The organism is Bradyrhizobium sp. P2_E8 (genome assembly GCF_056403875.1).
Genome location: NZ_JBFUES010001296.1, coordinates 1 through 1,755 on the forward strand (window position 1 = coordinate 1; position 1,755 = coordinate 1,755).

A 1,755-nucleotide genomic window follows, 5' to 3' on the forward strand; every position below is an offset into this window, starting at 1 on the left:
CATCACGGCACCCTCGACATAGCGCCCCGCAGCGCCGTCGATCAGCGCGGCAGCACGCTGCTTGGCACCGGGAGACGCCGAATTGAAATCGAGGAACCAGGTGCCTTGATTGATCGCGGCGGCGCAGGCCTTTGAGACCGGAACGGCCTGGCTTGCCGTGACCGCAGAGATGATGAAATCGGATTTCGCGGTCAGCTCGGCGTGAGACGCGGTGAGCGCAACACCGAACTTCGCCGCATGCTCCCTTAGCGCAGCGGCGTGCTCGCCTCCGAGCTTGATGTCATAGGCTGAGACCTTGATGTCCTGCTGGCGCAAATCCTCGGCCAGGATCCTGCCGACCTCGCCGTAGCCGACCAGCCCGACCTGCCAACGTCTCGGATCCGACATCAGTTCAATCCTCGCGTCGTCTCGTCGAACAGCTCCTCGACCGCATAGCGGCGTGGGATCAACGCCTGCTGGAATGCGTAGTCGACGATCAGCTCGAGCGGCTTCCTGTTGGCTTCGATCCCGAACGGGACGAGGTCAGGCGTCGCCGCAGGTCCCACCTGCTCCTTGTTCCGCTTGAGCAGATCATAGACGCCTGCGACCACATCGGGGCGCGACTTCGCGAGCGTCTCGGTCACGACCACGAGATGATTGACCGGCACGACACCGCGCCGGGCGTACCATGTGGCGGCCTCCGCGGCGGGATCGGGGAATAGCGGCTTGAGCCTGGGATTATCAGAGGTCTCGCCGAGGACGGCATCGAGCTCGCCGTCAATCAACATCTGCAATATCTTCTTGTCCTTCGGCGCGCGCTCGGTGGCGTCGACATATTCGGCAACATGCGGATCCTCGAAGGTGACCCAGCGGATGTTGTCGAGATTGACGCCGTAATCGTTGGCGAGGATGCCCCTGATCCATGCGCCCGTCGTCGTCGTGAAGGAGCGGATGCCGACGCGCTTGCCTTCGAGATCGCCAGGCCCAAGCGTTCCCCGTTCCGGATTATAGAGCGCATAGGAATGCTGGAAGCGGCCGAGCATGGTCGCCGGCAGCAGYACCAGCGGCTTGCCGTGGGCCTTCGCCATCAGATAGGTGACGATCGCCATCTCGCAGACGTCGAACGCCTGCTCGCGCACCATCGGCTTGAACGCCGTGTTGGTCGGCGTGTACGCGATGAAGTCGAGATCGAAACGGTCGGAGCGGAGCTCGCCGCTCTTCACCGCCTGGACATGAGGATGACTGCCGAGCACGGCTTTCAGCTTGAGACGATCCATCCGCCCGCTCCGCTTCTGTTGTCCCGCTCAGACGTCCTCGGGATTATCGACATAGACGAGCCCGGCTTTCGCTAGCGCTTCGCGCATGCTGTACATGTCGAGGCCGAGCTCACCCGAAGCCAGCCGCTTGCGCTTGCCGCCCTCGTCCGCGTTGCGCTTCTTCGCCTTCTCGGCGACTTCGGCGGCATAGCGCTTCGGCACCACCACGACGCCGTCGTCATCGGCGACGATGATGTCGCCGGGATCGACGTTGACACCGGCGCAGACCACGGGGACGTTGACCGAGCCGAGCGTGGCCTTGACCGTGCCCTTGGCCGAGACCGCGCGCGACCACACAGGAAACTTCATATCGTGCAGCGCTTTGACGTCGCGGCAGCCGGCATCGATGATCAGGCCCTGCACGCCGCGCGCCTGCAGCGAGGTGGCGAGCAGCTCGCCGAACATGCCGTCGGTATTGTCGGTGGTGCAGCCGACGACGAGAATGTCACCTGTCCTGCAC

3 protein-coding genes are annotated in these 1,755 nt (G+C 63.9%); all 3 read right to left on the bottom strand.

The genetic code is table 11. The features are described 5' to 3' along the window. Positions 1-390, bottom strand: a 390-nt coding sequence (locus tag AC1D00_RS39730; protein WP_477014456.1) for an NAD(P)-binding domain-containing protein, incomplete at its 3' end; no start/stop codon positions are given. Then, positions 387-1,256: a substrate-binding domain-containing protein gene (locus tag AC1D00_RS39735; protein WP_477014454.1), complete on the bottom strand. Its 870-nt coding sequence runs from the start codon at positions 1,254-1,256 to the stop codon at positions 387-389. The genes AC1D00_RS39730 and AC1D00_RS39735, both read right to left, overlap by 4 nt. Before the next feature lie 27 nt (positions 1,257-1,283). Continuing rightward, positions 1,284-1,755, bottom strand: a 472-nt coding sequence (locus AC1D00_RS39740) for a 4-carboxy-4-hydroxy-2-oxoadipate aldolase/oxaloacetate decarboxylase (protein ID WP_477014455.1), incomplete at its 5' end; no start/stop codon positions are given.